The sequence below is a fragment of the Maridesulfovibrio sp. genome, assembly GCF_963676065.1.
Lineage (GTDB): Bacteria > Desulfobacterota > Desulfovibrionia > Desulfovibrionales > Desulfovibrionaceae > Maridesulfovibrio.
On record NZ_OY780933.1, the window covers coordinates 1,614,781 to 1,639,624 of the forward strand.

The 24,844-nt window shown below is 48.2% G+C and carries 16 protein-coding genes and 1 tRNA gene; 7 read left to right on the forward strand and 10 right to left on the reverse strand.

Going from position 1 to position 24,844, the window contains the following annotated elements:
• The first annotated feature begins 132 nt into the window (after positions 1-132).
• The 5 genes from ACKU35_RS07255 (at position 133) to ACKU35_RS07275 (ending at position 12,858) form a co-directional block, all read left to right on the forward strand.
• Positions 133-513, forward strand: coding sequence for a hypothetical protein (locus ACKU35_RS07255; protein ID WP_319764537.1), 381 nt, complete (start codon positions 133-135; stop codon positions 511-513).
• 17 nt (positions 514-530) lie between these two features.
• Positions 531-1,088 (forward strand): hypothetical protein, encoded by a 558-nt coding sequence (locus ACKU35_RS07260; protein WP_319764539.1) that lies wholly within the window; start codon positions 531-533, stop codon positions 1,086-1,088.
• Positions 1,089-1,163: 75 nt separating this feature from the next.
• On the forward strand, positions 1,164-2,060 hold the full coding sequence (locus tag ACKU35_RS07265) for a hypothetical protein (RefSeq protein ID WP_319764540.1): 897 nt from the start codon (positions 1,164-1,166) through the stop codon (positions 2,058-2,060).
• Positions 2,061-2,068: 8 nt separating this feature from the next.
• Positions 2,069-3,241 (forward strand): hypothetical protein, encoded by a 1,173-nt coding sequence (locus tag ACKU35_RS07270; RefSeq protein ID WP_319764542.1) that lies wholly within the window; start codon positions 2,069-2,071, stop codon positions 3,239-3,241.
• 8 nt (positions 3,242-3,249) lie between these two features.
• Positions 3,250-12,858, forward strand: a complete 9,609-nt coding sequence (locus tag ACKU35_RS07275; RefSeq protein ID WP_319764544.1) for a PLxRFG domain-containing protein — start codon at positions 3,250-3,252, stop codon at positions 12,856-12,858.
• Positions 12,859-12,935: 77 nt separating this feature from the next.
• On the opposite strand, the gene ACKU35_RS07280 is transcribed toward ACKU35_RS07275, so the two are convergent.
• On the reverse strand, positions 12,936-13,142 hold the full coding sequence (locus ACKU35_RS07280) for a hypothetical protein (RefSeq protein WP_319764546.1): 207 nt from the start codon (positions 13,140-13,142) through the stop codon (positions 12,936-12,938).
• 154 nt (positions 13,143-13,296) lie between these two features.
• On the opposite strand from ACKU35_RS07280, the gene ACKU35_RS07285 reads away from it, so the two are divergent.
• Positions 13,297-13,503 (forward strand): hypothetical protein, encoded by a 207-nt coding sequence (locus ACKU35_RS07285; RefSeq protein WP_319764548.1) that lies wholly within the window; start codon positions 13,297-13,299, stop codon positions 13,501-13,503.
• 181 nt (positions 13,504-13,684) lie between these two features.
• Here the strand turns inward: ACKU35_RS07285 and ACKU35_RS07290 are convergent.
• From ACKU35_RS07290 to ACKU35_RS07300, 3 genes are all read right to left on the reverse strand, one after another.
• Positions 13,685-13,761: transfer RNA gene (locus ACKU35_RS07290), tRNA-Pro, on the reverse strand.
• A 113-nt stretch (positions 13,762-13,874) separates the two neighbouring features.
• Positions 13,875-14,888 carry an AmmeMemoRadiSam system radical SAM enzyme gene (gene amrS / locus ACKU35_RS07295; protein ID WP_319764550.1) on the reverse strand — a complete coding sequence of 338 codons (1,014 nt, stop codon included), beginning with the start codon at positions 14,886-14,888 and terminating at the stop codon, positions 13,875-13,877.
• Between the two features lie 18 nt (positions 14,889-14,906).
• Entirely contained in the window at positions 14,907-15,176 is a 270-nt protein-coding gene (locus ACKU35_RS07300) for a hypothetical protein (RefSeq protein WP_319764552.1), read from the reverse strand.
• A gap of 160 nt (positions 15,177-15,336) precedes the next feature.
• Here ACKU35_RS07300 and purM point away from each other — a divergent pair, with 160 nt between their 5' ends.
• A complete protein-coding gene (gene purM / locus ACKU35_RS07305) occupies positions 15,337-16,383 on the forward strand; it encodes a phosphoribosylformylglycinamidine cyclo-ligase (RefSeq protein ID WP_319764553.1) in 1,047 nt (348 codons plus the stop codon).
• 60 nt (positions 16,384-16,443) lie between these two features.
• On the opposite strand, the gene ACKU35_RS07310 is transcribed toward purM, so the two are convergent.
• From ACKU35_RS07310 to ACKU35_RS07335, 6 genes are all read right to left on the reverse strand, one after another.
• Positions 16,444-17,898: a protein adenylyltransferase SelO family protein gene (locus ACKU35_RS07310; protein ID WP_319764555.1), complete on the reverse strand. Its 1,455-nt coding sequence runs from the start codon at positions 17,896-17,898 to the stop codon at positions 16,444-16,446.
• A 9-nt stretch (positions 17,899-17,907) separates the two neighbouring features.
• Positions 17,908-18,504 (reverse strand): DUF1318 domain-containing protein, encoded by a 597-nt coding sequence (locus ACKU35_RS07315; RefSeq protein ID WP_319764557.1) that lies wholly within the window; start codon positions 18,502-18,504, stop codon positions 17,908-17,910.
• 17 nt (positions 18,505-18,521) lie between these two features.
• Positions 18,522-20,642, reverse strand: a complete 2,121-nt coding sequence (locus ACKU35_RS07320) for a hypothetical protein (protein WP_319764559.1) — start codon at positions 20,640-20,642, stop codon at positions 18,522-18,524.
• Between the two features lie 158 nt (positions 20,643-20,800).
• Positions 20,801-22,078 (reverse strand): radical SAM protein, encoded by a 1,278-nt coding sequence (locus tag ACKU35_RS07325; protein WP_319764561.1) that lies wholly within the window; start codon positions 22,076-22,078, stop codon positions 20,801-20,803.
• A gap of 23 nt (positions 22,079-22,101) precedes the next feature.
• The gene (locus ACKU35_RS07330; protein WP_319764563.1) at positions 22,102-23,508 is read right to left on the reverse strand and encodes a HAMP domain-containing sensor histidine kinase; all 1,407 of its coding nucleotides are present in this window, start codon (positions 23,506-23,508) and stop codon (positions 22,102-22,104) included.
• A gap of 37 nt (positions 23,509-23,545) precedes the next feature.
• Entirely contained in the window at positions 23,546-24,796 is a 1,251-nt protein-coding gene (locus tag ACKU35_RS07335; RefSeq protein WP_319764565.1) for an HDOD domain-containing protein, read from the reverse strand.
• Between the last annotated feature and the right edge of the window lie 48 nt (positions 24,797-24,844).

Below are 24,844 nucleotides of genomic sequence, written 5' to 3' on the forward strand. Positions count from 1 at the left end.
GGTTTGATGAGAAACCGCCGGGGGAAGTAATAACTTTCCTCGGCGGATATGATATATTTTTGTAAAGTTGTTATTTAGTGTATATTGGGGTACGGGCTAAGATATTACATTTAAGAATAACAAAGGCGTGTTGTGAAGAAAAGTCTAGGCATACTGGTAATTATAGCTTTTTTCTCCTTCTTGGGGGGTGTTATAGGGAACGGCGGCTTTGTCTCTTTCAAAGCCTTGAGTCGTTTCGATTCAAAGTCGTACCTGCTGGAACTCCGTAAAGAAAAACTTTCTGACCTTTCCGAGACGACAATTGACGCGATTCAAAATAGCAACAGAGAAAGAATAATGGATATCTTCGCTGACCTTAATAAGTGGAACCAGTCGGCATTTGAAGATAAAAAAGTTTGGCTGGTAATTAGCCCCGCAGACATTAAACGTCAGATTAAATTTAAATGTGAAGATCAGGGGATAGACTCAAAATTCCTTTTAAAAAAAGCACAACGTTTGATGGTAAATAATTAAAAAGCTTGCAGGTTCTTATGAAAAAAATATTCCTCTCTATACTAGCAATATTCCTCTTAGTCACTTCCGCCTTCGCAGCCCCACAGGTAGTAACGGAAACCCATACCTACGTTCTCGGTGATAATGACTCCAAGAATGATGCCCGTTCTATGTGCTTCCTTGAAGCAAAGCGTAAGATGCTGGAGAAAGCCGGGATTCTGGTCATGGGCCATACTCAAGCTGAAAGCGGCATGCTGACCAAGGACGAGATCAACAGCTACACGGCAGCACTGATCAAGGTTGAGAGCGCCGAAGAGAAGTGGCGGTTCAACGAATCAGGCTCCATGGTCGTGATTATGACCGTGCGGGCTGTTCTGGATTATGATGATATTCAGAGGCGGCTTAATGAGATTCAAAGAGGCTCGGATAAGAAAGAAAAGAGCCCTTTCTCGGACGAGGAGTTTAAAAAAATTTACACACGGCCACTGGTTGTGGATTTTCCTGACGGGTCAACTTTGACTTTTTCTCCCGGTACTCCAGAGTCTGTAACTCAAAGAGTCTGCCGATACTACTGGGAAGTACGTAGCAAAAAATAAATCTCCAAATAAAACACCTCATCACCCCTCTCACCCGCTATTTGATTTCTCCATAACATAAACCACGGAGGAATCATGGGCTGGGATAGTCTTGGCAGCTGGGGAAGTCTCCTATCAGGAGCCGCCGATTTAGCCGGAACAGCATACGCAATGTATCAAGGTTCTCAGACTAATGACACTGCCGCACAATATTACAATGCCGCTGGCGATGCCGCAAAAGATCAAGTCGCGTTCAGCAGAGAACAGTGGGCGCGATATAAGAGTGTCTACGGACCTCTTGAAGAAGCTCAGGTGAAAGAAGCCTTGCTTGACATGGAGGCTAACCGGCCTCTTAAAGCTGCGATTCTCGACGAGACTCAACGCAACATTGAAAACTACCGTCCAATAGAAGACCAGATGATTGCCGAGGCAGGTAAATCTGGTTCAGCGTTGGGACAGGAATATGCAGCAAGGTCCAGTGCTGACATTAATCAGGCATTCGGACAGCAGAAAGCTATCAATTCACGGAACCTCGGACGGATGGGGGTGAACCCTAATTCCGGCAGATTCGCTAACACCAACAAGTCCACAAATACCGCTCAAGCCCTGGCTTTGGCCGGGGGTAAAACTTCAGCTTTCCAGCGGGGGCAGACAGAGGCTTTGAATCGTAAAGCCAATGCTCTCAATTACCGTCGAGGCTTACCTATGGTGCAAAAAGAGAACCCAAATGGAAGTGCAACGTTGAGCTCCGCTCTTAACGCGATGTCTTCAGGTGTCGCTAATACGGCGAGTCTTGCCGGAATAGCCAGCAATGCTGCTTCATCCAGCAACCAGACAGCAGGGTACTTACTAGGACAAGGAGCTCAGGCCCTTGGTAATGTAAACTGGGGCAATATTGGAAACCAGATCAGCGGCATGTTTTCATCCGGCAATTCTGGGGCAACAGGGACGACAGCATTAGCGGGACTTAACGGTACATATTCAGCAAGGTAGGAGGAGGTATGTCAGATTTTACAGGATCAGCACTTAACGGAATAGTTCAGGGCATGCGCCTACATGATCAGGATCAAAGAGTTGAGGAGCAACACGATTGGAAGAAAGATAAACATCAATGGGAAGGTGAAACTCATCAGGCTTTGAATCTCCGGCGCGACCTTGAAAATCAGGTTCTCCAACAGGGTATTAATGACGATCATGAATACCGTACAGCATTGAAAGTCAACCCCGGCACCATGAAGGCGGGGCAGGAAAACAATGCCTATGATGATGCCAAGACAGAGCGTGAACGCGAACAGGACATGGCGCTCATGGCGCGTGGCTTTTTCCAGTTTGAGAATTCCGGTGATCCTAACTTTCTTACCGGGGCTATGGGGCAGACCTTTTTAGGCAAAGGCAAAAGCTATACTCCTCAGTGGGACAGAAATAGCAACACCTTTTCCATTATCAACCGTGATGGAAAAGCGATTCTCAGCGCACAAGGCAAGACACAGGAAGAAATGATGGACAGGCTGCAGGATATGCTCATCATGGGCCTTTCCAATCCTGCAAACTATTTGAAAGCCCGCAGTGCGAGAAGGCAGGCTCTTAATCTCGAAAACGTCAAGGCTGACAATGAACGGAATAAAATCAGATGGAATCGCGACGCAGGTATTGCTCTTGAGGGCGTGAAAGGGCTGAATAAAAGAAAAGCAATTGAACTTGAGCATGGGTTAAAAGAACAAGACAAGGATGACATTATTTTGCCCACTTCCGATGGCAGGGGAGAACGGTTGACCCTTAAAGAAGCTCGTCAGCAGCTCACTGACATTAGCAAGTACCTCAAGGATAAGTCCGGAGATCAGTCTTTAGTTGCAACCTTTGCTGCTATGCAGAGTGGACAGCTTTCACCAGAAGAGGTGTTTTCATCCAATGACGGAGAAATGTTGATTGAGCGCATTGAACAGATTGCAAGTAGCAATGCCGACAGCAGAGCACGCGGATATGCGCAGCGTTTTCTTGCAATTGTTGATGAAATGTACGGAGACTCTCCTTCTACTCCTAAGGCTAATTATGAGCCTGCACTTAATCCTGCAATTGCTGGGATGCGTGGGAACTCGCAACCTCCTAGCCCGATCAAGGAAAGTTATAATCCCCAGGCAGGAAGACATAGCGCTCAATCTTGGAGAGACTACTAGGAGTCCATATGCATCAACATCCTGAAATCGCAAAATGGAACACTGACCCTGAATTTTCAGCACTTCCGGAAGAGGTGAAGGTTCAGAAAATCGGGAATTTTTTTGACCGTCAGTTGGTGGACAATGAGTTTTATTCTTTACCCAAAGCCGAACAGGTCGCAAGGCGTGGGCGGTTTGTTTCTTCCCATCTTCCTGCCGGGTCCGGTCAGTCCATCCAGCAGGCCCCGGAAGAGTCTTTTGTTGATTCGATTAAAGGCTTCTTTGATCCCGGTTTATCTGAGGAAGAAAAAGCACAATCAGCAATAGCCATCACCAACGCAGAAGACCAGAACCGCGGACCTCATGAATTTATGGGGCCTGACCGGAATGTGGTTACTGATGTTGCTTTGAACCTTACTCGTGGCGCACTTGCGGATGCCCCTGAAACTCTGCTCCGCGCCGGGCGAACACTGGGTCTTGATACTGATGATGGAATTAAAGCCGTTCAGGATTTCAGAAATATAAATTTTCAGCCGTCGTTTCAGGCTTTGAATCAGCCTTTGCGCCGAGATATGACCGAGGGAGCTGCGTCGAGTGCCGCCAGCATGGTTGCCGGTGCGCCGGGAATGGTGGCAGGGGTAATAGGCGGACCAGTGGGAATGGCCGCAGGATATGCTACCAGCGGTGGTACAATCTATGGTCTGGCTGAATATGATCAGTTTATGGAAGAAGCAGAAAAGGCCGGACTTAATCGGGAAGATGTGAGACCAGAAGCTATAGCCTCGGCTGTCGCAGAAGGCGGACTTGAAGGGGTTTCCAATTTTCTGGATATGGTTTTGATGAAAGTCGGCAAACCCATCACCAGTGCTGCTACCAATCGTTTGAAGCTGTTCGCTACAAACTACGCTAAGACCGTGGCTTCCGAAGTCCCTACAGAAATGGCACAGTCTGCATCTGAAGTAGCTCTACGGAACAAAGCAGGTTTTGAAGAGCAAAGCCCGTGGGAAGCTGCAAAGTCAGCTATTCGTCCGACGCTTTTCTCAGGTGTTGGCTTTGCCGGAGCCAGTACGCTTTCCAGAAGGCACAAGCCTATTCCTCAGGACAAGCCCACCGACTTGCTGAACGAGGGTTTGGAACCTCTGGAGGAGAAGCCTGTTCAGGCTCTTAACCTCTCCCAAGGCACAGCACGAGCCCTACCCTTGGATGCAATGCGCCAGCATTACCGACAGGAAGAGGCGAAGAATGGTCCGGCAGATAGTCCGCTAATGAATGCTATTGACGCTCAGTATGAACAGAATTCAGTGCCTTCCGCCTTACGTAGCGACATCATTGAGCGTAACCGCTTCCGTCCTTCTCCTGAGATTGAGGAGGGCATTAAAAGGGAAACCGCACTACGTGAAAACTCTCCTCTTGAAAGGTTCGACCACGCCGACACCCTTTCTGTTCAGCCGCAATCTCCAGTGGCTCCGACTCCTGTTCAAGAATCTTTTTCTTTATCTCCTCAGACAAATGAACACCTTGCGCCTACTCCCGTAGAGGAAACATTTTCATTATCTGGGCCTGAAGCTTATGTCGCTCCCGGCGAAGCCAAGGTAGTTGAAACTTCCCTTGGTCAGGCCGCACACGAAGCAGCCACTTCCCCCGTTAATAACCTCCCTGAGCCAACACAGGCCCAGAAGGAAGCCGGGAATTACAAGAAAGGTCACACCCGCATTCTGGGTATGGACATTGCCATCGAGAACCCTGCAGGTTCCGAGCGTTCCGGTAAAGATGATTCAGGCAAAGATTGGTCTGTACAGATGGACCACCATTACGGCTACATTAAGGGCACTGTTGGCAAAGACAAGGACCACCTTGACCTTTTCATCAAAGACGGAGTTGAAGCCGATCAGGTGGAGAATAAGCCCGTTTACGTGGTCGACCAGATTAATAAAGACGGTTCTTTTGATGAACATAAAATCATGGCCGGATTTGAGAACGAACAGGAAGCCCGTGCTGGCTACCTCTCCAATTATGAAGAAGGCTGGAGCGGTCTGGGTGCTATCACCGAAATGTCTCCCGAAAAGTTCAAGGGGTGGGTTAAGAACGGGAAGACAAAAAGGGCATTAGCATATAAGCGCCCATCTAAATCAGTTGGTTCCATAAATAAGCAAATCGAATCCGGCCCATACTCCCGCGAATCCCACGCCGATTTTATGGACAAACTGAATAGCGGCGAAGTGGATTCTGAAACCTTCAAGCAGAACTTCAAGAAGGTTCAGGAAGGCAAATATTCCATCCTTGCTGACTTGAGCAAGCTGACCAAGAAGAAGCTCCTGTCTATGACCGGCCTCCGCTACACCATGAGCGACAAGAAGGACACTCTTGTTCGTGCTGCATATGAAAGCATGGTCAATTCCTTTTCTCTGGGTAAGCCTATTTCTTACATGATGACCGCTGACGGTTTGAGTAAGGTTCGGGCTCTGGAAGACATAGTTAATTCTGTGACCGATGAAGATTTGAAAGCCCACGCTGAAGCTTACAGCAAACGCAGGGCCAAACAGGATGAATACATCAAGGGTAAGCAGAAAGCTTTGGATAATCCCGAGACCTATGAAGACTATGAGTTCTTTGTCCGTGTTAAAGGAGTTGAGTCCCTTACCACTGAACAACATATGCGCTGGGACGAGCTTCAAGCTGAGAAGTCTGGTAAGCAGAAGGAAGCCCAGCGAGAGCAGCAGGCTACCGTTAAAGCCGTGCAGTCTGAAAGCGTCCAGATGGAATACAAAGGGCAGACCGTTCATTCCAAGCACGGACACGATCTCTTCGTGGTTGGACTTGCTGAACGAGTAGACAAGCCTGTTTTTCAGGAACTCAAGAATAAAGCCAAGCAGCTAGGTGGTTATTATTCAATCTACCGGGCTAAAGGGGCTATCCCCGGTTTCCAGTTCAAGACCAAGGAAGCCGCTGACAAGTTTATAGGGCTGCAGGATGGCGATATTTCCAAGACCGACCTTATTGAACAGAAAGAGGATCAGTCTCAAAACAAGGCAGTCTCTAAGCTGAGGGGAATGGCTTCCTCCTTGCGTGAAAGCGCAGAGGAGAACCTTGGGCAGGAGCGCAAAACAAACACGGCGAGGAGAGCCAATCAAGCCGCATATGCTGAAGATCAGGCTCAAAAGAGTATCCAGTTCGCCCAGACCATGGAGAATCTTGCTGATGCCATTGAGTCCGGTGAAGCCAAGATGCTTTCCGGTATCAAGGCCAAGACTCATGTGGAGTTGCTTGAATCTTTAACCCGAATAGCAAAACGGCAGCACGATTCTGCCAATGATGTAAGCTATTCGCAAAGCCAGAAGACAACGGCAACCCCTGAACACATGAGTGCGGCTAAACTGCCCAGTTTGACCTTTGACCGGGGTGTCATCCTCGACATGGCAAAGGATGTTGAAACTATCCGGGGTGGTAAACGGCTTGCCTTGATGCTCAGGGCCAGAGCCAAAAGAGCGAAGCGCGTTCAAGGACGCCATGATCCCGTCTATAATTTCCGTTTGTATGATGAAAAGTTAATCCGCGATCTGGTTGCCAAGTTCAACCAGTCCGGCGATAAATATAAAGGCTGGCAGGTCCGTGACAAAGTTGCTGATCTTGACCGGCTGGCTCGCATGGGCATCACCACGGATGCCGAGCTGCGCGTTGCTCTGCGTGAATATCTCACTTACCGCGGTAAAAAGATGAAGGCTGATCCGGTCAAGGAGGCTGAACGTGCTCTTGTTGGTCGCAAGATAGACGGCTACTTCCCGACTCCCAAGCCTATTGTTGAGCGCATGCTTGAAGAAGCAGAGGTTGAACCGGGAATGGATGTGCTTGAACCCAGTGCGGGCAAGGGCAATATTGCCGACCTCATCAAGGAAGATGAGCCGGAAGCCAACCTTGAAACCATTGAACCAGTGCAGGACCTGCGCACGATTCTTGAAGCCAAAGAGCATAATCTTGTTGGCCGGAATTTTCTTGAGCATGACGGCGAATATGACCGCATCATCATGAACCCGCCTTTCGAGAAACGGCAGGACGTTGAACATGTAAGGAATGCTTACAAGTTGCTCAAGCCTGGTGGTCGGGTTGTAGCTATCATGTCTGAAGGTCCGTTCTTCGGTAAGGACAAAGTCGCTACCGACTTCAGGGAATGGCTGAATACTGTGGGCTGGTCTGAGAAATTGCCCGAAGGATCTTTCAAAAGTTCGGAACGTCCTACCGGTGTAGCAACCAGACTTGTCGTAATTGATAAGCCGGATGCTGTTTCCGGTGGCAATGCAGCCGAAACAAGCGTAAAATCCCCTGAAACAACCTCAATAGGAGCCGTTTCAGATGAGCGACACCAAGATACAGAAAGAAGACACAAACGAGTTCTGGGAGAACGCGACAGCGGAAGACGGGCTCGACCTTCTTCTGGCGATCAAGGACCAGAAGAGGGAAAAGGAACAGGATCAGAAAATCAGAACAGCAACCGAAGTACCCAAGGTTCAGCAGTAAGCGTACTCCACTCCGAAGGCGAGGACGCAGGTCATTATGAATTGCGTGAAGCTTCTGACCTTATTCCTTCCCATCAAGCGACTCAGGGATTCAAAAAACATGAAGCCTATCCTGATGATGTTCAGGAGCGGCCTTATCATTCTGATAAGAACGAGCAGATCAAGGTAAAGACCAATGCGTCACAGCTTGATCCTCGTTTTGTCGTGTCTGATAACCCTGACGCTGTAAACGGCCCTCCTATCATCACCAGTGACGGTATTGTCCTTGGCGGCAACTCCCGGACCATGAGCATCCAATATGCCTACGAGAATTATCCCGATAAAGCCGGGAGCTATGTCGACGCCCTGAAGCGTAAGGCGGAAAGCTTTGGGCTGGACTCCAGCGACGTTAATTCATTCAGACAGCCGGTGCTTGTCCGTTCCATTGATGACAGCATCAGCCGTAAGGACATGGCCCGCAAAGCCCGTTTGTATAACCAGTCACGCATGCAGGGATTGGACTCCACTGCTGAGGGTATTTCCAAGGGTCGCATGATTTCCAAGCAGTCTATGGCGACTCTGGCTCAGGCTTTGGAAGACTTCTCGACCTTGCGCTCCTATCTTGATTCGAATAGCTCACGAAAATTGATTGATTCTTTGCTTGCAGATGGGGTTCTTGAATCTACGCAAATTGGCAAGCTCTCTAAAGGCACCGGTCTGCTTAACTCTGAAGGAAAGCGTCTTGTTGAGCTGGCTGTTCGTGGGCACATCATTGATGATTTCGACACTCTCGATAGATTGCCAGATAGCATTCTGGAAAAATTGGACCGCATAGTCCCAGCTGCCTCCAAAGTCAAAAACAGAGGCGGAGACTGGGATATTACCCCCATTCTGAAAAATGCCCTGCAGCATGTAGTCAAGTTCAGAGCTTCAAAGGCTGAAACATTGGATACTTACTTTGGGCAAGCCACTCTATTTGGTGAAGATTCAAGCAAGTCCAACCCTCTTGTGCAGAGGTTGGCGCGGGCTGCTGTGTCCGCCAAGCCTACCGTTTTCAGGGGAATGTGGACCGAGTACGCCAAGAAGGCCGTGGCAGATAAAAAAGACCAAGCAGCTTTACCCGGAGCGGAGCCTGTCTCGCCTGAAGAGGCCCAGAGGGCCTTTGAAGACAAAACACGGTTTTCATTTTCCAAAAGCAATCCTGCTAAAGGTTCTACAGTTGCCGAAGTAAAAGAGGTTATTTCCAAATTGGAAACAGCCTCTGTCAATGCTGGCCGCACTGAGGTTGTGCAGTCGGTCGAAGACCTGCCTCAGCACATTCAGGATGAATTCAATGCGACCGGCGGCGGGGTACTTGAAGCTGCGTACCATGACGGGAAAACCTACATTGTCGCTGACAGCATCCCGAATTCAAAGCGGGCTGTACAACTGTGGATGCATGAACAAGGGGTCCACCATGGCTTGCGTGGCTTCTTTGGCGAGAAGGATTTGAAGCAGTTTTTGAGTAAGGTCCACCTTAGTGCAGCGAAATCCTCAATCTATAAGAACATCGTCGATCTTTATGGTTTGGATATTAATAAAGCCGAAGACCGCCAGATGGCTGCTGAGGAATACCTTGCTCATGTTGGCGAAAAGGTGGGAGCCGGTGAAGCCCTTAGTGGGCGCGAAAAAAGCATATGGCAACAGATTGTTGCTATGTTCCGTCGTTGGCTGAACCAGTTGAGCTTTTCCAAGGACGCCACACTGACCTATGCGGAGATTGAGCAGACTGTAGCTGACGTTATTTCTTGGACCGTTCACGGCCCTGCAGGACAGTTAAGTTATGATGCTGATCCGGCGGTTGCCTTCTCCAAGGATGCGACAGAAGAGCAGCTTGAAGCCGGAAGACAGCTTCAGGAGGATATAGACGAGTGGAGCCAGCAACTTGATAATTTCAGTAAAGGCAAATTCAATAGTCGTAAAGATTTACAGTTGGGCGAAACCCCAGACGTACTCAGGAAATTAGGTATTCCTGCGCGCCCTATGGTTATGGTCCAAAGCGACGTTGCCAAAGTCATGTCGGATAGAGAGGATCACGCGATACCGCTTGAATCACTCAAGCAGCTTCCGCGACAGCTTGCAGCACCTGTAATGGTTTTCAAATCCGCAACAGTGCCAGACGCTTTTGTTTTTCTCACTGAGATTAAGCTGGGAAGAAAATCCGTGATGGCAGCAGTTCATTACGACACAAAAAGCCAGCATGTTAAAGTTAACAAAGTGGCAAGCATGTATGGTAGGTGGCCCAGTTGGTACGCTCGGCAGATGGAAGAAGGGAGACTTGTTTACAGAGACAAAAAGAAAAGCCTCGCTTGGGCGAGGACGAACGGGCTACAATTGCCCAAGGTTCCGCTCAAACGAGGCAACAATAAAATAATAACTGAAAAAGATATTGTCAAGCCTGTATTGCCCGGTGATGCTCTGCGTTTCTCTCGTGGCGAAATGACTGCTCAGCAGGTAGTTGAAACAGTTAACGAACCTGAAATCCGCAACTTCCTGAATGACAAGGATTTGTCAGCCCTACAGGAGGTCGGTTCACTCCCCCATTGGATTGCAAAGCGGTTTCCTGAGTTCCAGAAAATATATGAAGTCCATTTGGGTCGCATGGAAAAACGTTCGGCTATGTTCAGTGATTCGCTGGCAGAGGTAGAGGATTTCTTTACCGGGCTTAACAAAAAAGAGCTTCAGGAAATTTCTGATATGGTCTGGAAGCTGGACGGTGAAAAGATCAAGGATATTACTGAAAGTAAGTTTGTTGTTGCCACGGACAAGGACGGTAAGAAAGTTCGCGAAAATGGACGTGCTGTCCTTGAGTCCAACCCTGAATTTTATGAGCAGTTTGAGAAATGGCTTAAAGGGCAGGGGATGTCCAAGAAAGCCGCTAAGGTTTTCCTTGCTGTGCGTAAGTCTTTGGATAGTGATTTCCTGCGGGCATATGATGCAATGCGCCAGATGTCGGATATCTCAGATTCTGATCTGGATCAGTTTAGAAAGAATATCAATCATATTCAGAACTACTTTCCGCATCACCGGTATGGACAGTATTATGTAGCCGGTTATGCCGATGATGGGAATGGTGCGCGTGTCTGCGTTTACCGGGAACATTTTGACGCACTCAACAAATTGCGTGCTAACACAATAGCTGCTGATAAAATTAAGGAATTAAAAGAAAAATATCCTGATGTTCACACTTGGGATAAGGGTAAGAATCAGCGTCTTCCTGAAGAAGTCTATGGGGTGCCCATAGATAGCAACGCCATGGAACAGGTGATAGCGAGTGCCGCTTCATCAATTGCCGATCCTGATCAGGCCGGAGATATCCGCAACAAGCTGACTCAAGCGGTTTCGGATGTACTCAAGTCTCGTGGTTGGGGTAGTCATGCCATAGGACGCAAGAATATTCCGGGACATGAAACCGAAGACATTCGCAGAGTTCTGTATGATTACAAAGCAGGGTTGACCGGCTGGCTGACAAAGATGGAGGCCAGTAAGGAAATGACCGCCGCTGTGGGCAAAATTAATGCCCGGAAGAATCCGAAGCTGTACCGGTACGCTTTGACCTATGTTCAAAATATGTTGCGTAACTCAGACAGCATTGACCGGGCCGTAGGCAACGTGAAGTCCTTAGCTTTCGCTTGGTATCTTGGCGGCAATATTAAAACCGCTGCGCTCAACCTGACACAGAACATCATCACCGGTGTTCCTCGTCTGGGTATGGAGACAAACGCAGGAAGCATTAAAATTTTTAATGCAGCTGCAAGCAGCATTGTTTCAGCAGCCTCCGGATCAAAGAATCTTACCAAGGACGAACAGCGACTGCTTGATGATATGTATAAGGAAGGCATTATAACCGAAGCTTTCCTTGACGAGATCCGGGGTGAAGTTTCCGGCATATCCGGCTCCCGGGCTTGGAACAAAACTCTTAAATGGATGGGTATGCCCATGGCAATTGCTGAACGTTTCAACCGGGCTACATTGGCTCTCGCGGCGTACCGTGTTGCTCGTGACGGACAGCTCAAGAGGCAGGAAACAAAAGACGCTCTCGGTTTAAAGGAAGGCGACAAGGCAAGCTATGACCAGAGCAAGCAATTTGCCGAGGGACTCGTTAATGATGCGCACTTTGTTTATGGCAAGGCGAATCTCCCTCAGCCGTTTCGTAGTTCTACACTCGGTAGGCTCGGTTCATCCATGTACACGTTCCGCACATTCTCCCACAACCTGCTTTCTTTGTGGGGCTGGATGCTCAGAAGTCAGGGCAAGGAGGGAGCAAAAGCTTTTGGTAAGAGTCTTTTTGCCACTGCATCCCTTGGCGGTGTAACAGCGTTGCCGTTTTACTATTCGGCTATGGCTATTACTCAAGCATTAACCGGAGATGACGACGACTGGACTGAAGAGGTTCGCAAGAAGCTTCCTGAAAGCGATATTGCGAGAGATATAGTTTGCTATGGCGTTCCTGCTATGGCCGGGATCAGTATGGGCGGTTCCCTCGGCATTGAGGTTCCGCTTGCCCGCCATATTGAACCAGGAGCAGACGCTGAATCTGTTGTCGCCGGGAACATCGGTGAAATTCTGGGCATCCCTTATGATTTGCTAATGAAGCCATCTAAAGTAGCGAAGTACAGTCGTGCAGGAGATAATTATCGAGCAGTTGAGGAAGCTGCCCCTACTGTTATTAAAAACATGATGAAGGCTTACCGGATGTACACCGAAGGTCAGACATCACTTTCAGGTAGACCAATCAATGAACCGGGTAAGATAGGCCCCCGCAAGCTTGAACTTGGTGAAGCGATTAAAAAGGGATTCGGCTTTCAACCCTTGGAGAGCACGAAGAATTGGAATAACTACCGGGCAAGATCCATATCTAGTAAGTTACGGAAAGATAAGCTTGCTAATCTCTCCAACAATCTGATCCGGGCTATTCGTGATAATGACAGAGAAAGAATGATGGATATCTTCGCTGACCTTAACAAGTGGAACAAGTCAGCATTTGAAGATAAAAAAGTTTGGCTGGTAATTAGCCCCGCAGACATTAAACGAGGGATTGCGTCCCGGGCAAAAGTTCGGGGTATGAGCAAACGAGATTTGTTTCGCATGGCCGAACAGATGAAATAAGCTTACTCAATCTTCACTCATATAATTAACAGGGGTACGGGCCACATCAGTCCGCCCCCCTATAAGAATCCTCGGTGTCAATGTTTTGCTGGGGATTCTTTATTTTGCGAGTATATGAGGTCGTCGAAATCTTCGGCGCTACGATCTATAGATTTTTTAATCCTTTCTAAAATATACGCCTCACCGCTTTTCTCCTCATCCCAGAGTTTTTCGATTACAACTTTCAATGCACAGCTTGAGCACATTAGATCCGATACACGTTTTTGATAATTTTGATCCGACATTCTCCACCTCCGTAGGAATTGAAATCTAAATTTTGAGATCCGATGTGTATTAATAATTATTTAGCGATTAATATTCTCTTTAGTAAACCGTCAATATAATTGAATATATTATAGTTATGATTGTTCGTTAAACTGGTATATTAAGGAAAACATTATGGAAGCAAACAGATATACAGCGAAGCGATCCGGGTTGGATTGGATCATCAAGGACAATAAGACGGGGGAGGTCGTGGGAACATTTCATCATAATCCGAGGATTCCGAAATTAGCAGAGAAATTAGCCAAGACTGCGGCCGGAAAATTCAATGAATTGGTGGCAGCTAAGCTGACTTATAAGCGGCGGTATGAGCAGTTGCGGTGAGTCAAAACACGGTCAAAGAAACTATTCTTTAAAATTCGGGGGTTTGTTTTGAATATGGCAAGTTTAGTCAAATGGCAGTCAAGAAACCGCATAACTACATAAAGAAAGCTAAATGTAGACCAAAGTGTATATCAAAAAAAAAAGGCTTACAACAATTAATGCTGTAAGCCTTTGAATTTACTGGTCGGGGCAGGATGATTTGAACACCCGGCATCTTGCTCCCAAAGCAAGCGCGCTACCAGACTGCGCCATGCCCCGATTTGTTTCGTGCAGAAAGAGGAAGTACTTGAATTGTATTTGGTTGGCAAGAACTAAATATAATTTTTTTTAATTTTGCCATTAATTTTTTATTTCACATTTTATTTAACCACTTAGAATAAGCCTTCAATTTTGCATCCGCAATACTTACACATGCCGTTGTTCAGGCCGGCGTTGGTCATTTCGAATCCGAATCGTTTCAGCAGTTCCTTATGACAGTCCGGGCAGAAGGTGGAGGTGTTGTCATCTCCCGGTACGTTACCGATGTAGACATATTCTAGTCCTGCTGCTTTTCCTGTTTTTCTTGCCAGTTGCAGAGCTTTCATCGGTGTGATTGGGCAGTCCTGCATTTTGTAATCCGGGTGAAATCTTGAAATATGCCACGGAACTTCCGAGCCCAGTTTATCATTTATGAAAGCGGCCATCTGTTTTAATTCTTCCGGGGAATCGTTTTTACCGGGAATGAGCAGGGTGGTTACTTCCACCCACCAGCCGTTTTTCTTCATGTGCTTTAGGTTTTCAAGTACAGGATTCAGCCTTCCCGAGCATATCTTTTTGTAGAAATCGTCATTAAACGCCTTTAAATCAATGTTTGCGGCATCAATTAGACCTGTCAGCTCCTCGATGCATTCCGGGCTTTGGAAGCCATTGGAAACCATTACGTTTTTTAGCCCTTTTCTACGCGCTAAACGGGCTGTATCCTGCATCAGCTCGAAAAAAATGGTCGGCTCGGAATAAGTGTACGATATGGATTCACAATTATGGGCGATGGCCGCTTCCACAAGAATTTCCGGGGTGACTTTTTGTCCGGTTATTTCCCTGCCTGTTTTGGGGTGCTGCGAGAGGGAAGCGTTCTGGCAGAATGTGCAGCCGAAGTTACAGCCCTGCGTGCCCAGTGAAAAAGTTTTGGTGCCGGGGAGAAAATGGTAGAGCGGCTTTTTTTCCACCGGGTCCACATTCATCGCGGCTACCAGTTCGTAGGTGCGGGTCATGAGTTGGCCGTCAACATTTTGCCGTACACCGCATTTCCCATGTTTGTTATTGTCAATTATACAGAAATGGCTGCATAGTCGACATTGTACCTGATCGTCTTTCAGTGATTTCCAGAGTCTGGCCGGATGGAGCATATTATTCCTTAGCAAATGCTATGGTTTGATTTCAGGAACGACAAAAATGGGGCCCAGCTGCTGGCTCTCATTGTCTTCGTCATCTTGTTTCGGAATGACTCTTATGGTGTTTGATTTATTGTCGGATTGAATAGTTATATGGCTTTTGTTGCCGCCTCCGGTGCCCATGCGGATGGGTTTGCGGTCCTTGGCGGTATCCTTGTTGATAAACTTTGTGCCCGCTACGGCGTTGCCGCACAGGAATACTCCCAGAATAATTAAAACCGTGAGCAAAGATTTCTTGTACATGGTATTTCTCCGTGGCATAGTATAAACTCTTATTAAGTCCTGTGCAAACTATGGACCCTTTCATTTATCATTATTAAAAAATGGGTAATGTTGTTCCTTGAACTCTTGCAGGATTCAGCATATACAGTCCGTTCTTAGAGACTGTTAGGAGAAATTATTTATGGCAAGTCGTTCTGATGCATACAAGGCCGCCGGTGTTGACATTGATGCGGCCAATGATTTTATAGGCCGCATTAAAGGTATGGTGGGTTCCACCTTCACCAAAGGTGTGGTCACCGATATTGGCGGGTTCGGCGGGCTGTTCAAGCTCGATCTTACCCAGATGGACGAGCCTGTACTGGTTTCCGGTACAGATGGTGTAGGAACCAAGCTCAAACTCGCTTTTGCCGTGGACAAGCACGATACCATCGGTATTGATCTTGTGGCTATGAGCGTAAACGACATCCTTGTTCAGGGTGCCAAGCCGCTTTTTTTCCTCGATTACTTTGCTACGGGGAAACTCGAATCCGGCGTTGCAGAAGAAGTAATCGCAGGTATTGTGGATGGATGTAAGCAGTCCGGCTGCGCGTTGCTCGGCGGTGAAACCGCGGAGATGCCCGGTTTTTACGCTGACGGTGAGTATGACCTCTCCGGTTTTTGCGTAGGAATTGTGGATAACACCAAGATCGTTGACGGTTCTTCCATCACTATCGGTGATTCCATTATCGGTCTGGAGTCTTCCGGTATTCATTCAAATGGTTATTCTCTGGTTCGTAAGATTTTTGATGAGTCCGGACTCAAGGCGGATGACCTGCTGCCCGGCACTGATCAGAAAATCGGAGAAGCTCTGCTGACCCCTACCAGAATTTATGTTGATGCGGTTCACAGCCTTTCCCGTGATATTGAAATCAAGGGGATGGTTCATGTTACCGGCGGCGGTTTCTATGATAACCTGCCCCGTATCCTGCCCAAGCAGGTTACCGCTGAAATTGATTTTAATTCATGGGAAATTTCTCCCGTTTTCAAATGGCTCAAGGAGCAGGGCGATCTGAGCTGGCCTGAAATGCTGCAGATTTTCAACTCCGGTATCGGTTACATCCTCGTTGTACCCAAAGACCGTGAAGAAGATGTGCTCAGCAGACTTTCCGGTATGAAACTTAATTCATGGAAAATCGGTAGAATCACCGCCCGTGATGGTGATTCCGAACAGGTTCAAGTTAATTTCTAGTTTTATTGCTGATAAATTTAAGGCCCTCAAACCGTTTGGTTTGAGGGCCTTTTCTTATGCTTAAGTTCCGCAGAAAGTTTGATATACCCGTTCTTCCGGTTCCGGAGGAGCCATATATTCACTGCTCTCCGGTTGTTCCAAGTAGGGATTGGCGAGAATTTTGATCAGCTTTTTGGCTGGATTGAAATCGTCTTGCTCAACCGCTGCGGTGATGGCCTGCTCTATACGGTGATTCCGGGGAATGAAAACCGGGTTGACGCGTCCCATTGTCGTTATTGCTGTCGTTGCATCTATTTTTTGCCGGGCCAGTTCTTTTTCCCAGTCATCCAGCCAGACCGTGATTTTATCCTGATCAGCAAAACGCTCCAACACCGGTTTTCGGTCATCTGATAGAGCCTTGCTGAGTCCATGGAAGGTCTGGGTGAAGTCCGCTTTGGCTTCGTGCATAATCGCCAGCAGCGCATCAAGTAGTTTGCGGCCCTGCTCATTCGCAGACAGTCCGATCTTACTGCACATTTCTGTGAAATAGTGCTGCCGGAACTCGGCCCCGAAGCCTTGCACTATTTCTTCCGCATGGGATTTTGCCTGCTCGGGATCATCATAGATCAGCGGCAACAGGCACCCGGCAAGCCCGGCAAGGTTCCACTGGGCAATAGAGGGCTGGCGTCCATAGGCATACCTGCCGTAGCTGTCAATGGAACTGAACACGGTAGCCGGATCGTATCCGTCCATGAAGGCGCAGGGACCATAATCAATGGTCTCCCCGGAAATGGTTGTATTGTCGGTATTCATGACTCCGTGGATAAAGCCTATCCGCATCCATCCTGCTACCAGTTTGGCCTGAGCCGAGCAGACTTTTCCCAGAAACGCCGCGTATGGATTTTCAGCTTCTTTCAGCTCCGGGTAATGCCTCTCAATAGCGTAATCAGCCAGAGTCCGTATCCCTTCATGATCATTGCGTGATGCAAAGTATTCAAAGGTGCCGATCCTGATGTGACTGGATGCGACCCTTGTGAAAACAGCACCGGGAAGTTCCTGTTCCCGAAAAACTTTTTCACCGCTGCTGACCATAGCTAGAGCGCGCGTAGTGGGAATGCCAAGCCGGTACATGGCCTCACTTACAATATATTCACGAATGACCGGGCCAAGGGGCGACCGTCCGTCCCCGTTGCGGGAGTATTGGGTCTGTCCGGCTCCTTTGAGCTGGATATCGTACCGCTGACCGTGGCTGTTGACGAATTCACCCAGCAGCACTGCGCGCCCGTCCCCTAGTCGGGGAACGAAATTCCCGAACTGGTGTCCGGCATATACCTGGGCCAGCGGTTGTGAACCCTGCGGGGGATTGTTCCCGGAAAACATCTGTGCCAGTTCGGAATCTGTTTCCGGCAGGGGAAAATCCATTTCCCCGGCTAGTTCCCGGTTCACCATAATGATTCGCGGGTCCTTGACCGGAGTGGGATTTATGAGCTGGTAGAATTTTTCGTCCAGCCGGGCGTAGCTGTTATCAAAGGGCATGGCTACGCTTTACTTCTGTTTCCAATTGCCGTTTGCGGTCTGGATGAACCAGCCTGAAGGTGCGCCCTGCTGCCATTTTTCGGCGAAGATGGCCTTTACCTTGCCTATTTCGCTACCGGGAATATTCATGGAGGCGGCAACTTCGGTGTAGAGCTGTTCACGGGTATTATTATCCTGTGAAATCAATCGGCGCAGGTTTGCGGTCTGCTTTATGTTTAACCCGTCTTTATTGATGATCTGAATATAGCCCTCTTTGTTGATTCCTATGTTGCCTGCATTATAGAAAGGAATCAGTTTTTTGTGGTCTGCGGCGATGCTTTTTTTCAGTCCGCGGATGGCTGAATTGGATTTATTCAGGCTTTCTATGTCTGATTTGGATACGGATTGGGCATGGGCCTCTTGCGGTGTTACGAGGGCGATAAAAATTTCAAGAGCAGACTGGTCGTCTGTATTTTTCTGATTGATATCAGTTCCGTAAACGTCCTCTACAATATCTTCAGCGGCTCGCTCCACCTTGGCTGCCGGAAAGTAGATATTTACTGTGACACAGGCCACAAAGGAAAGAAGGCTGAGTAAAGTTAAAACCTGCGCGGTTTTCTTAAGCATGATGAACTCCTGTAATGTTAATTGCCGATAACCCGTTTCAGCCTTTTGAGCATGTCGGAAAAGCTGATCAGGTTTTCGGGATTGCTGTTTACCACATTAATGCCGAATAAAGGCGGTCTTTTAATGATATACTCGATTCCGTCATCCCTGATCAAGCCTCTGATCTTGAATATGTCGGCATCGAGGGTACATTCCAGACCTAATCCGGCGTAACCGAATTCCTTGAAAAATTGTGAAAACATACCCACGCCAGCCCCGGTAAGCCCCGAACCTGTCCCGATTACCGAGAGAGTATTCACCGCCTTGAGACTGATATCGCCGGATTTACCGGAACCGGGAGTAGTCCGGGCCAGCAGGTGGAAGGCTGCGGGCTGGGCATAGGCAATAATCAGACCGGTCAGGTCCAGATCCATGCGACCGGTGATGCGGCCTATATCCAAAGCCTGACTGAGTGGCTCAAGGTCGAGATGTTTTATTTTGAAATCCGCACCGTACTGCCTAGAATCCTCGAACGGATTTTCCGCAAAAATTTCATCTATTTTCATTTCCCCTCCGTAAACTTTACCGAAAAGTTTACCCGTGGTGGAGAGGTGGTCTTTCAGCAGCCAGAATTTAAGGTCGCCGCTGATCTGTCCGTCAACAGGCAGTGATTTCGGGGAGAGCGGCAGAAGATTTATGTTTCTAGCTACAACTTTACCATTGAGGACAAAATTATCGTCAAACGGGTTGCGCATTTTCAAGCTCAAAAGCTTAAGGGTGCCTCCTTCCAGATGGATGACCGGGATAGTTCCGAATTCAATGGAATTGGAAGAAACACTGACCGGAAAATCAAAGTTTCTGACCTTGAGCTCCCCGGCGGTGATTTTTTTTATTCTGATCGTGCCGGACTGGGAATAGGGCAGTGTCTTATCCGTTTGCGGGAGGAAATTTTCATTTAGTGAAAGCACAAAGGGCAGTCCGGCGGTTATCCCTTCGAAAACTGCCTTGTCCTTGCTTACCGTGCAATTTTCAAAGTTCATTTTGCCTTTCAGATGTGTTCTCGTCCTGTTTCCGTCGAATTTGCAATGCATGGAAAATTTGCCGCTGCCGTCAAGGCCTTCAAGGGAAAAGGGATCTATTGCGAAGGTTCTGAAGGGTGTTGCCAATTCATCTGTTCTGAGCGTCGATGTACCGGAAAAATGTAGATCATCGAATATGCTTCTCAAGTCGGCGGAGGCTTTCAGGATGCCCATACCTTTCCATTCTGTGTGGGCCGTGATGTTCATATTCCCGTTGCTGTCCGGCAGCGGGAATTTAATTTCAGAAAAGAGAGGATGTGCTCCGAAATTTACATAGAAGGTTTCATAAAGAGCTTCGCCGGATTTAATATTTATGGTCAGGGCTGAGCCATTCTTTTCAAAAGGGTGGTTAATTGTAATGCTTCCGGCCATGCTGTCCACCAGCGCCATTCCATCTGGCGAGCTCGCGGACAGTGCGGAAAATTTAAGACTCAGGTCAGCTTCCGGGGAATTTTGTATATTACGCAGCGCAACATCAAGCGAGAATTGTCCTGATCTGTCCCATTTTTCAAAACCCGGTATATTTAGTTCCGCAACCCGTTCAAGCAGCGGCAGCGGGTTATCGATTCTCAGCAGGCAGTGGCCGGATTCTTTCGGGGAGTAAATTAGCGAAGCGTTAATTTCTGGTAACTGTCCGGCATTAATACGCAGTTTGCTTAAATTAACGGCGCCGGAGGCCGGATCAATAATACCGGACCCGGTTAAGGTCAGGTCCGGTGTGTTTAACCCAAGCTGGGGGATTTTAATTCCCAGTGCGCGGATATTCATCTTGATTCGCTCAAGTTTTAACAGCCCATCCGCCATATCAAAGCGTGTATCAATCGTGACCGGACCGGATTTTATCGGGCCGTCCTCATTAATATATTTACCGCTGAATCTGAATTTAGTTCCCTGCAGATGCTCGATATACCCTTTTAATTTACCGGAAATTCCGGCTTGCGGCAGATTTACGGCAAATTGCCAGCGCAGCCCGAAGCTGTTTTCCTTTGCAGAAGCAGGATGTGCGAAGATTATTGTCAGCAGCAGGAATATGCAGATGCTGAAAAAGGTAAAGCGGCTGTTCATCTGCTGATTATACACGTGGGGAGGCTTACTGAAAAGCAGGACCGTCCAAAAGAAAAAAGGAAGATCTGACCATCGCAGTCAAATCTTCCCTGCTTAGGCAGAACAGAATTAAACATTAGTGCATGACCGGGCTTGCGAAGATAAATAATTATCGTCAAAAGCGGGCTACAAAGCTAATTCTTGTTTCCGTCACCCAGATAAGGATTAAAGTATCCGAAGTTCACCCACGGGCACTCATGTTTTATCCGTTTGCGGAAGTTTATAAAGCCCATACCCGGTCCGAATTCATAGGGTTCCATTAGCTCCATGTACAGGTCGGGATCGATATTCAGGTTGCGGAGCTGAATGAAATCGAATTTGGTTTTTTTCGCCACTTCAACGAGCGCGCTTACTTCGAATTCCGTATCGCTGATACCGGGAAAGTAAAGATAGTTGAGCGAAACGTGCAGCCCAAGTTCCTTGGCTTTGGCGATGGTCGCCATTACGTCATCGAATTTGTAACCCTTGGGTCGGTAGTAGGTATTGTAAACAGGTTCACGCAGACTGTTCAGGCTGACCCGGATAGAGTTGAGACCCGCAGCGGCAAGCGGTTCCATTGATTCGGTTATGGAGCCGTTGGTGTTGATGTTTACCGTACCAATACCGCCTTCAGCACGATATTTACGGATTGCTTCAGCGAGCAGCACATGTTCGGTAAGGGGTTCTCCTTCACAGCCCTGTCCGAATGAAAAGACGGGTTTGCGTTCACGTTTGGCGTGGTAATGCATAACTTCGGTGATTTCTTCAGCTGTGGGCGTAAATTTGATACGTTCCTGCGGTGAGGGAAAACCGGAGTCTTCCGGCTGTTCGGAAATGCAACCGATACAGCGGGCGTTGCAGGTACGGGCCGTGGGAAGAGGTGCTTCAAAACGGCCGAGTGCGAGATTTTTCGCAGCTGGGCAGCCGTAGGTCAGGGCACAGCCGCAAAGATGACGAACCAGCCTGTTTTCAGGCAATTCTTTCATCATGCGATTGGCACCGGCATCAATCTTCTTATTCGGTATTCTGGTGAAAACCTGCCGTTTATCTTCATCCACCTTTTTTGCGGTAACCCAGAACTTACCGTTGGCATAGCCCACTGCGCCGTATGAAAACATGGGCAGTACCGGTGCGTCTTCTGTGTTTCCATAGGCGGCAAGACCGGTCAGGGTGTGGCCCGGACAGGGGAACGCAGTGACGGCGGTTCCTTCCACCTCTACTACTTCTCCGCTTTCAGGGTCCAGTCCAATAGGAAAGCGTCCGGGGAGGAGGAAAAATTCGCTGTCCGGGGGCAGGGGGATATATTCTTCCGGTTTGGGCTGGAACAGTTCATCGCCCCGGCGGCACATCATTTCAAGTTCAGGGTGGTCATATATCTGTCCGTCTTCATCAGCGAATACGAGCAACGGACGTGGTTTCTTTTTGGCTGCCATTAAATCCGGTCCTGTTTTTTGATTTATGGTTTGGGAATGGTTGTGATCAGGGTAGTACCCTTTTCTTCGGACGTTGTGAATGAAATATCTCCGCCTGAAGCGTCAGCGATTAGCCGGGCGCTGTAGGTGCCCAGACCGGTCCCGTGCTTTTTGCCGAAGGTGGCGTAGCGGTCAAAGAAAGTATCACGGATGCTGACCGGGATTTCTCCCCTGTTATGGATTTTGGTCGTGATGAAGCGTTGATCCTCGCTGATACTGATCGTTATGGCTGAGTTTTCCGGGGCAGCCTCTGCAGCATTTTTCAGCAGGTTGGAGAACATGGTGATAATCAGTGAAGCTTCACCGTAGCAGACTATTGAACTTTCTTCCTGAACAGGTTCCCCGTCAAATAGGCAGATAACTTCAAGATTCTTGTCGTCCACCAGTTGATTCAAGTCGCCGATAGCGGCGCTAATGGCATTATAGAGATTGAATGGGTGGGCGTCAGCTTTGAGTGATCCGGTTTCAAGCCGTATCAGGGTCAGGGATGTATCTATCTGGCGGATCATGCGTTCACTGGTTTTACGGACGATTTCCGCCAGTGATTGAAATTCATCCGTAAGCCCGGCTTCGGTCTCTAGAATACGTGACATTCCGACGATATTTGCTGTGGGAGAGCGCAGATCGTGTCTTGCGATTCGTTCCATCTCTTCGCGCAGCTGCAACTGCTGGCGCTGTTCGGTTATATCGATGGCCAGCACCATAAACACAGAAGGAGCTACCTGATCTACAGTTAAGTCCCAGAAGCGGTCATAGGCTGTGATCGATTTCAGTGAATGGAGGTTGTATGCCTCGATATCGCTGAAAAGATCCCGGCGCACCTCATCTGAAAGTGAGGAAAGAAACGGCGGGGCCTGCTCGTATTCAAAAGCCGGAAGCTGATCATGTGCGGCCTTGTTGGCAAGTATTGTTTCCTGCGTTCTGGTACTTACCAGCAGGGCAGGAAAGGGCAGACTTTGCAGGATCAGTTTGTAAAGCCTTGCGTCCTCTTCGTTAATTTTTTGGCGGATATGCCGACCTTGAAATTCATGGATAAAGCCGAGCAGTTTCTCCGGAGTTGCAGAAGAGGGCAGGAAAGATACATTCTGGAAGTCGAAAAGAGGTTTGAATGATTCCGGCCTGTCTGTATCAATGATGAACAGGGCCGGGGCTTCGCTGTTTACTTCACGGATGCTCGAAAAAGTTTGCACTGTGTCTTCCTGTTCAGCCATGATGGTCAGGTCCGGCTGGCGGCTGGCATAGGTGAACAGGGTTTCTTTAGGAGATAGGGTAATAGATACCTCATGCCCGAGGTCGTGCAAGGCCGGGATAAGGGTATGGATCAGCGGATTTTTACCGGTGATCAGAATGTTCAGTTTTGCGTGCTCATCACTGTGGCGTGTGTGAGGCATGTCTGCTCCTGTTTGCACTTTGGCGGCAGGTCGTTGCTCAGGCTGTTCCGGGAATCTGAAAGAAGCTGTTCGCCCAGCGAGTCGCTTCGTAGTAGCTTTTGGAAACTTGTATCGGGTCAAGCTGAAGTTCCCCTAAGAGTATTTCCAGATTATCCCACTCTCCTGATTCAAAAAAAGTGGTTAGTTCCAGATACCTGCTGTATACATTTTCTTCATCGCAGAGGGCGGCTTTGACCTCGGCTTCAAGCGGCAGGTATCCGGTCAATTCTTTCATGGGCAGGTCGAACATTGCTTCAAGCAGCGAAAAGAGACCCAGCAGAAACATCGAATCCGGCGCTATGTCTTTGTCTGATCTCTCGGCTACAAGCTGTAAAAATTTTGCCCGCTGAGTGGCAAGTTGCGGAAGCTCCCGGCTTTTCCCTTCCGGATTCAGGTCTGTGAGCAGGATAACCCGCAGCCAGTTTTTGAGCATCTTCCATCCTGCTAGAACCAAGGCCTGCTTGATGGACGTAATCTTTTGAGAGAATCCGAAGGTAGGGGAGTTGAGCAGGGTCAGTAGTCTGAAACTGATTGAAACATCATTTTGCAAAGCCTCGGCCATGACCTGAAAATCAGGAGAAGGGTCTTCGATAAGCTTAAGCAGTTTGAGCTTTACAATTTCACCTGAACGCAGTTTCCTGCCGTTCACATTTTCCGGCCTTTTAAAGTAAAAACCTTGAAATAAGCTGAAGCCAAGCTTTCTGGCTAATTGGTATTGCTCAGTAGTTTCTACGCGTTTGGCGATAAGCTCGGTCTCGTATTGACCGCACATTTGGCAGATCTTTTCCAGCTTAGCTTCGCTTGAGGAAAGAAAGTCCACGATAATCGCATCGGCGTAAGCAATTAAAAATTCGCCCTGCGGTCTGGCCTCAAAATCATCAATGGCAATACAGAAACCGTCTTTGGATAATTCCTTCAACGCCTTGATAAGGTTGGGGGTGGGCGGTGTCGTCTCCGGTATCTGGACAACTGTCTTTCTGGCAGGCAGGGAGTATGGAACTTTGTCCATAATTGCTTTGTGGGAAAAATTGACTACGATTTTTACATTGTCAGGGATATTTTCCCCAGGGGCGGCACAAAGATCTGCCGCTACCATCAATGTCGCCTTGTAACTGTCTGAAATGTCAGCGCTGGTGGCTTCATGGCTGTTACGAAAAAGCAGCTCGTAGCCCCACAAGGATTGGTCTGCCTTTAAAATAGGCTGACGGGCGAAGAATATTTTGTCGTAAAGTGGTTCTCTGCCGGACATATTATTTTTACCTGCATACATTTGTTTCTTAACTATATTGTTTTGAAA

Excerpts from the sequence above, each read along its gene's own strand:
- ACKU35_RS07260 (WP_319764539.1), top strand. The coding sequence starts at position 531 with ATGAAAAAAATATTCCTCTCTATACTAGCAATATTCCTCTTAGTCACT.
- ACKU35_RS07265 (WP_319764540.1), top strand. The coding sequence starts at position 1,164 with ATGGGCTGGGATAGTCTTGGCAGCTGGGGAAGTCTCCTATCAGGAGCC.
- ACKU35_RS07270 (WP_319764542.1), top strand. The coding sequence starts at position 2,069 with ATGTCAGATTTTACAGGATCAGCACTTAACGGAATAGTTCAGGGCATG.
- ACKU35_RS07275 (WP_319764544.1), top strand. The coding sequence starts at position 3,250 with ATGCATCAACATCCTGAAATCGCAAAATGGAACACTGACCCTGAATTT.
- ACKU35_RS07280 (WP_319764546.1), bottom strand. The coding sequence starts at position 13,142 with ATGTCGGATCAAAATTATCAAAAACGTGTATCGGATCTAATGTGCTCA.
- ACKU35_RS07285 (WP_319764548.1), top strand. The coding sequence starts at position 13,297 with ATGGAAGCAAACAGATATACAGCGAAGCGATCCGGGTTGGATTGGATC.
- amrS (WP_319764550.1), bottom strand. The coding sequence starts at position 14,888 with ATGCTCCATCCGGCCAGACTCTGGAAATCACTGAAAGACGATCAGGTA.
- ACKU35_RS07300 (WP_319764552.1), bottom strand. The coding sequence starts at position 15,176 with ATGTACAAGAAATCTTTGCTCACGGTTTTAATTATTCTGGGAGTATTC.
- purM (WP_319764553.1), top strand. The coding sequence starts at position 15,337 with ATGGCAAGTCGTTCTGATGCATACAAGGCCGCCGGTGTTGACATTGAT.
- ACKU35_RS07310 (WP_319764555.1), bottom strand. The coding sequence starts at position 17,898 with ATGCCCTTTGATAACAGCTACGCCCGGCTGGACGAAAAATTCTACCAG.
- ACKU35_RS07315 (WP_319764557.1), bottom strand. The coding sequence starts at position 18,504 with ATGCTTAAGAAAACCGCGCAGGTTTTAACTTTACTCAGCCTTCTTTCC.
- ACKU35_RS07325 (WP_319764561.1), bottom strand. The coding sequence starts at position 22,078 with ATGGCAGCCAAAAAGAAACCACGTCCGTTGCTCGTATTCGCTGATGAA.
- ACKU35_RS07330 (WP_319764563.1), bottom strand. The coding sequence starts at position 23,508 with ATGCCTCACACACGCCACAGTGATGAGCACGCAAAACTGAACATTCTG.
- ACKU35_RS07335 (WP_319764565.1), bottom strand. The coding sequence starts at position 24,796 with ATGTCCGGCAGAGAACCACTTTACGACAAAATATTCTTCGCCCGTCAG.